Origin of the sequence: Sulfitobacter sp. (genome assembly GCF_036961165.1) — a bacterium.
Taxonomy (GTDB): Bacteria; Pseudomonadota; Alphaproteobacteria; order Rhodobacterales; family Rhodobacteraceae; genus Sulfitobacter.
Window position 1 is genome coordinate 1 of the sequence record NZ_JBALVJ010000131.1, and the last position, 5765, is coordinate 5765.

The window sequence follows — 5765 nt, forward strand, 5'->3', positions numbered from 1 at the left end:
GTTCGGGTTGGATACATCTTAGCACGCTGTCCAATTTTGCCGGACCACTTCAATGTGAGCTGCTCCCCGTTTGTTGGACGGTATCTGGCGTAAATCAAGCTACTCTTTACACCTGCTGATTGGGGTTGGTTGTTTCATTTCGCGGCCAATAAACCATGGTAGGCAGTTGTCCGCCAAGGGCAGAATGAGGGCGTTTGTGATTGTAGAACTCGATCCACTTTCTGACGCCAGCCTTTGCTTCTGATCCAGTTTCCCAAGCATGCAGATAGACGCATTCGCATTTTAGGCTCCGCCACAGTCGCTCGGCAAAGATTTTATCCAAAAAGCGACCTTTGCCGTCCATCGAGATGCGATCCGCTGACCGTCACAACAGATCCCTCCACGCAGATGACGTGAACTGGCTGCCCTGATCCGTGTTAATGATCTCGGGCGGGTCGAACTTATGGATCGCCTCGTTCACCGCCTCGACACAAAATTCTGCCTCTAACGTGTTCGAGATGCGTCAGGCCAGAACCTTGCGCGTGTGCCAGTCCATGATGGCGACTAGATACAGAAAGCCTCGGCGCATCAGTAGATAGGTGATGTCAGCGCCCCAGACCTGGTTAGGTCGATTTAGTCGCAGCCCGCGCAGCAGGTAGGGATAAATTTTGTGTCCTTTGACCTGTTCTTCATCGGCTTCCGATGCCTTCCGCCGCCACGCTCGAATACGCCAGATGCGCCTTCAAGCAGGGCCCGCTTCCATTGATAGATCATCGTGGGATGCACCCCAAACCTGCTTGCCAGCTCGCTGACAGTCTCTTCCCCTTTCAGCGCCTCCAACGCCACCTTGGTTTTGAATTCTGGATGATGTTGCTTCCGTTTCGACATTCCTGATCTCCTTCGTGTTGAAGATCAGCAAACAACAAATCCCAGCTTACGTCAGTATCCAAATTTCGGGGGGGGGAACTCCAATCAAAGCCATGAAGAAATCGGAAGTAGACTGTTTGATAACCTCGAGAACCGCAATTGGTGAAATTCAGAGTTTGCGCTTGAACTTCTTGAGACGAAATGAAGAGGCCGCTGTCATTACCCAATCGGCCCCGACCGGACATCCAGTCACTGACCCCATGCTGCGATGCGGCCCGTCAAACTGGCCATTCAGTCTCACTGCAAATCGACAACAACGTTCGCGCAGTTTTTAAGAGCGGGCATATTTGATATGGTGCAATTTTCGGTTTAGGCTCGTGACAAAAAAGAAACATGCCCCAAGTTATTCTTCCACATTAGAGCAGGCGGTAGCCAAGCTTGGATGGCGACAAGCACACAATGTCGGCCTGTTGCGCCCCGCGGGGCCACCGGATGAGCAGCATTGCCTCGCCAGCGATCTCATTGGCACTCAATGTCTTGGCCAAGTCACTTAAAGGACAACTGAGGACTATCTGCCCTTTGCGCTGCGCTTTTGCGACGATTTGTATGTCAAACGGAACGCCCGGATGCTCTGTCTCAAGGTGCTCCATAATCTGCGGCGCAGCGCCCACAGCCATGTAAAGAGCAACGCATGTGCCGGCCCTGATGTCCTTGATCGGATCAGGCACCGTGTATCCATCATAGCGGTGGCCCGTAGTCAGCACCAGAGTATCGATGTTGCCCGATCTGTCAGGCTTACGCCAATGCTGGCGGCCGCTGCGCAGGCGGCCGTGACACCGGGGGCCATCTCGAAGTCGATACCACTTTCTTTTAGCGCATCGACCTCTTCTGTGCTGCGCCCAAACACACCAGGATCGCCGCATTTTAGACGCACTACACGTTGGCCCCGTTTGGCGGCGACCACCAGAGTTTGCGTGATTTTCTCCTGTTGCCAGCGGTGACAGCCCGGAGCCTTTCCCACATAAATGCGCTCGGCATCGCGCCGCGCTAACTCAAGGATTTCGGGATCAAGTAGACGGTCGTAATACATCACATCCGCCTCTTGCAGACGCTGCACACCGCGTAGAGTGATCAGATCCTTGGCACCCGACCCGCGCCGACAAAGACTGACACTACCGCCCTTAGAGGCCCCAAATTCGCCCCTCTCGATGGCGGACTTAATCAGCTTGGCTGCTTCGCGTTCGGCACTACTTGTGAACATCCGGCGCGGGCTGTCATTGAATACCCACCGCCACAGATCGCGACGCGCACGCGGACCAAGGCGGGCGGACGCCCCAGTCCGCATCTGGCCTGCAAGTGCCGCAAGATCGCCAAAGCGCGGCTCAAGAATTTCCTCCATTTTTGCCTTGATCTGAAGTGCCAGCACGGGGGCTGTCCCTTCAGTGCCGATGGCCACAACCACCGGATCGCGGTCAACGATGGACGGGGTGATTGCATCGAAAAGCTGTGGCTGATCGACGACATTGACAGTAGCCCCGCATTCTTTGGCCAGCGCATGCAATGCCATGCCCGCGCCTGGACAGCCGGCAGCGATGAAGGCCAGCGCGGTCCCTGAAAAGTTCACCGGTGTGATGGGTCCGGCCTGAAGCGTCACGCGGCCTGATGCGGCAAGCGCGGACAGTTCAGTATCAAATGCGGGCGCCCATATCTCAACTGCCGCCTCGGTTTCAGGATCAGTCGCGCTTTCTGGGTGGCTTGCTCCCCCCCGCCCATAATAACGACGCGGCGACCCGCCATTTGCAAGAACATGGGAAATGTTTTCATGCGGATTGGCCTTCTGTCTGGTGGCGCATGTCCCAAAGGCTGCGCGCCATTTGGTCTGCTTGGGTGAGTGTTGGGGCCGCTTTGAGCGTCCAAAGTGCAAGTACTGCGGTGCCAGCAACCGTGGCCACCGCAAAGGGATCATCCGCACGCCCGTGCCAAAGGGCCTTCAGGTCAATGATGTCACCTGCTTCGTACAGGCGGTGGGCGTCATCCAAGAGCGGCGCGGCGGTCTGTTGAATATGCGCGCCCTCGCGCAGACCAAACAGGACGATGTCCTTGGAGGGATGGCGCTCAAATTCCCCACCGCCCCCTTTGATGATGCTCAGCTCTTGCTGGCCCAACATCTGCGCTGTTTGGGCTTGAAGGCTGCGGTACGAGGGATGGAACACACCTTGCACCGTCGCCCCTGCCCCTGCCCCTGCCCCTGCCCCTGCCCCTGCCCCTGCCCCCGACGGGTTCCACATGCGGAACACAGTGTTGAAGCACGATCTCAGGCCGAGCGTGTCGCGCAGGTTCAGCACGCCGAACGCGGCCGGGCTCAGCGCCTCCAGCGGCGTATAAGTGATGTGCGGCCCCGAGAGATAAATCGCTTCGCGCACCGAAACGGTGGCCGACTGATGTGAGTTCCACCCGTGCACCGAATGCTTTAGCCTGCCTGACAGACCAGCCGCGCTGCCAGCAGGAACAAGGGCGCACCTCGACTGTGGCATAGGACGGCCAGTCAAGATCCGCTTTTGGCAGTTTGCCCGTCACATGCGCGGGCAAAGCTGCGGTGAAACCGGCGATCTCCTCAGGCGTTTCGCCGCGCAGGCGCATCACCATCAACAGCGCGCCGACCGCTCCGGTGGCGGCATCGCCCACCCAACACCAGCGTCATCACCTCTTGCGCTTCGGCCATGGTAATAGCCCGCGCGCGCCCCTTGCCACGTGCAGCGATCCGGACAAAAGGCGCGAGGCTCATTCTGCTGCCATCCGCAGCGATGCCTCTGCCAGAAGGGTTGCGAGTTCGGGTTTACAAGAGCCGCAGTTTGTCCCGGCGCAGGTCTCCTCGCCCAGAGCAGCGACATTCCTCGCTCCGTTCGCGATGGCGGATAGCAAGGTGTTGCGGCCTACGTCAAAGCAAGCACAGACCGTACACCCGGATCGGGCTGGTCGGGCCCGCTGCGCCCCGCCAGTGCGGCCAGTGGAGAGGTATCCGTGCCGATCAAACCGACAGAAAAAGTGCGTGACAGAACAACAGGAGTGGGTGAGACAAACAACAGCGCGGTAATAAGACCGTCCTGCGCAATGGCAACGCGGATGGTGCCTGTGGCGGTGTCCGATTGAAGTGAGTCATCGCTGCCCGACTGGCCAGACAAGAGGTGCGCATCGGCCTCCCAATCATCGGGCGTTTTGCTGCCCGCCAATTCCGCTTGCCAGCCGGTCTGTGTCCGCGCTACCGCAGCATAAGGAGTTTGCGGTGTGAGCGCGGTGTTGCTCGCCAGAAAGCCATACCATTTTGCCCTGAACATCTCGGCAGAGACCGCGCTGGATTTTGGCGCGGACTGGCCCGAGAGCGGATCGGTTACAGGCGCCATGACACTGTTGACGGTACCAGCGGTGGTACGTTGGCGTGTCCAGTGCATCGGCGCAACGAGTTGGCCTTTTGCCACGCGCGGCGTGATCAGGGGGGTGAATTTCGAAATAGGGTTCTGCCAGTTGCGCACCAAAGCGTGGAGATTTTCCGGTCTGCATCGTCGTGTGCCACTGGTCCCGGTTCCGGCCTATATTGAGCGTAAAGCGCTGTTTAAACTGCGCGGGCCCCGTGACAGGGAGCATCTGCGCCTTGCATCGGGGTGATGAAACCGCCCGTCTGCAAAGAAGCGCGCCCCATTGCGCGGCCATTGGGTCGGGACCAGCTTGGCATAATCAGCATTAGCAAAGATGCTCAGATCAAGGGCGCGGGGAAACTGCGAGGTTGCGGCATCAAGCGCCATGAATTCCGCGAAAACATCGGCAGGGGATTGATACGTGAAAGCGTCTGCAAACCCCATGCGCGCGGCAACATCGCTGATAATTTTCCAGTCCGGGCGTGCGGTGCCGGGGCCAGAAGGGACGCTCGCTGGCGCGAAATGCACCGTTCGGAATTCGTCACTGTGCCGTCTTTTTCGCTCCACCCTGTAGCAGGCAAAAGGACATCCGCCAGATCATTGGTATCTGTCTTTTCCATGATGTCCGAGGTGACAACAACGGGGACTTTCGCAATCGCTGCTGCGACACTATCGGCATCTGGCAGTGACACCGCAGGGTTGGTCGAGATTACCCAAAGTGCCTTGATCCGACCATCAGCACAGGCCTGAAACAGATCAACGGCCTTTAGGCCCGGTTTGGTGCAGATTGTCGGGCTCTGCCAAAACTCACGCACGGCGTCCCCGTGCGCGGCATTCTCAAGATCAAGGTGGTTGGCCAGTATATTGGCCAGCCCGCCAACTTCGCGCCCAACCATGGCATTGGGCTGGCCAGTCAACGGAATAGGACCTGTGCCCGCCTTTCCGATCCGACCTGTGACAAGATAGCAGTTCAGGATCGCGTTCACTTTTTACGTGCCGCAAACGGATTGATTGACCCCTTGGGAATAGGCGGTGACAACCTTGGGGGGCTGCGTCCAAAGCGCGAAGAAATCTGTCAGTTCCTGCGCGTTCACCCCGCTGTCGGCCGGATCACAGGCACATGCCGCCGCGATCGCAGCATCGAGGCCATTTACATAGTCTTGCGCATAAGTTGCGTCGCGCTTTCCGGTATCTGCCAAATAGGCCAACAGCCCGTTGAACGGTGTCGCATGAGACAACGTAGTCGTCTAAATAAAACTTGAGTCGAATAACTCACTTTCGCCGCACCCTTCTTAATACTCGCGAAGTCGCCACCTCGGTCCTTGTCGCCAATAGCATGTTGAAAATTGGGTAAGGTATGGTTTCGGGAAGGGGCCCGTTAGCGTCGCAAAGGGTCGCGACCACTGCTTGCGGGCTGAAAGCGGTTATTGGGAGAATAGTGAGGAATGGCAGCTAAACCCGGCGGTCTCAACTGATCGACGCAACACATGCATTGAAACGCTCTGC

8 protein-coding genes and 1 pseudogene are annotated in these 5765 nt (G+C 57.9%); all 9 read right to left on the reverse strand.

What is annotated here, in order from left to right:
* Positions 1-106 precede the first annotated feature (106 nt).
* Positions 107-867 (reverse strand): annotated as a pseudogene (locus V7730_RS21740) (IS3 family transposase).
* Positions 868-1262: 395 nt separating this feature from the next.
* Positions 1263-1574 carry a hypothetical protein gene (locus V7730_RS21745; protein WP_335749650.1) on the reverse strand — a complete coding sequence of 104 codons (312 nt, stop codon included), beginning with the start codon at positions 1572-1574 and terminating at the stop codon, positions 1263-1265.
* A gap of 29 nt (positions 1575-1603) precedes the next feature.
* A complete protein-coding gene (locus tag V7730_RS21750; RefSeq protein WP_443070265.1) occupies positions 1604-2812 on the reverse strand; it encodes an SAM-dependent methyltransferase in 1209 nt (402 codons plus the stop codon).
* A gap of 149 nt (positions 2813-2961) precedes the next feature.
* Positions 2962-3492 (reverse strand): hypothetical protein, encoded by a 531-nt coding sequence (locus tag V7730_RS22805; protein WP_443070266.1) that lies wholly within the window; start codon positions 3490-3492, stop codon positions 2962-2964.
* Complete coding sequence (locus tag V7730_RS21760; protein ID WP_335749652.1) at positions 3461-3631, reverse strand: hypothetical protein; 171 nt, start codon at positions 3629-3631, stop codon at positions 3461-3463. Before V7730_RS21760 ends, V7730_RS22805 begins: the two co-directional genes overlap by 32 nt.
* A complete protein-coding gene (locus V7730_RS21765; protein ID WP_335749653.1) occupies positions 3628-3768 on the reverse strand; it encodes a (2Fe-2S)-binding protein in 141 nt (46 codons plus the stop codon). Before V7730_RS21765 ends, V7730_RS21760 begins: the two co-directional genes overlap by 4 nt.
* A gap of 11 nt (positions 3769-3779) precedes the next feature.
* Positions 3780-4379 carry a molybdopterin dinucleotide binding domain-containing protein gene (locus V7730_RS21770; RefSeq protein ID WP_335749654.1) on the reverse strand — a complete coding sequence of 200 codons (600 nt, stop codon included), beginning with the start codon at positions 4377-4379 and terminating at the stop codon, positions 3780-3782.
* Positions 4380-4597: 218 nt separating this feature from the next.
* The gene (locus tag V7730_RS21775) at positions 4598-5245 is read right to left on the reverse strand and encodes a molybdopterin-dependent oxidoreductase (RefSeq protein ID WP_335749655.1); all 648 of its coding nucleotides are present in this window, start codon (positions 5243-5245) and stop codon (positions 4598-4600) included.
* 3 nt (positions 5246-5248) lie between these two features.
* Positions 5249-5497 carry a hypothetical protein gene (locus V7730_RS21780; RefSeq protein ID WP_335749656.1) on the reverse strand — a complete coding sequence of 83 codons (249 nt, stop codon included), beginning with the start codon at positions 5495-5497 and terminating at the stop codon, positions 5249-5251.
* Between the last annotated feature and the right edge of the window lie 268 nt (positions 5498-5765).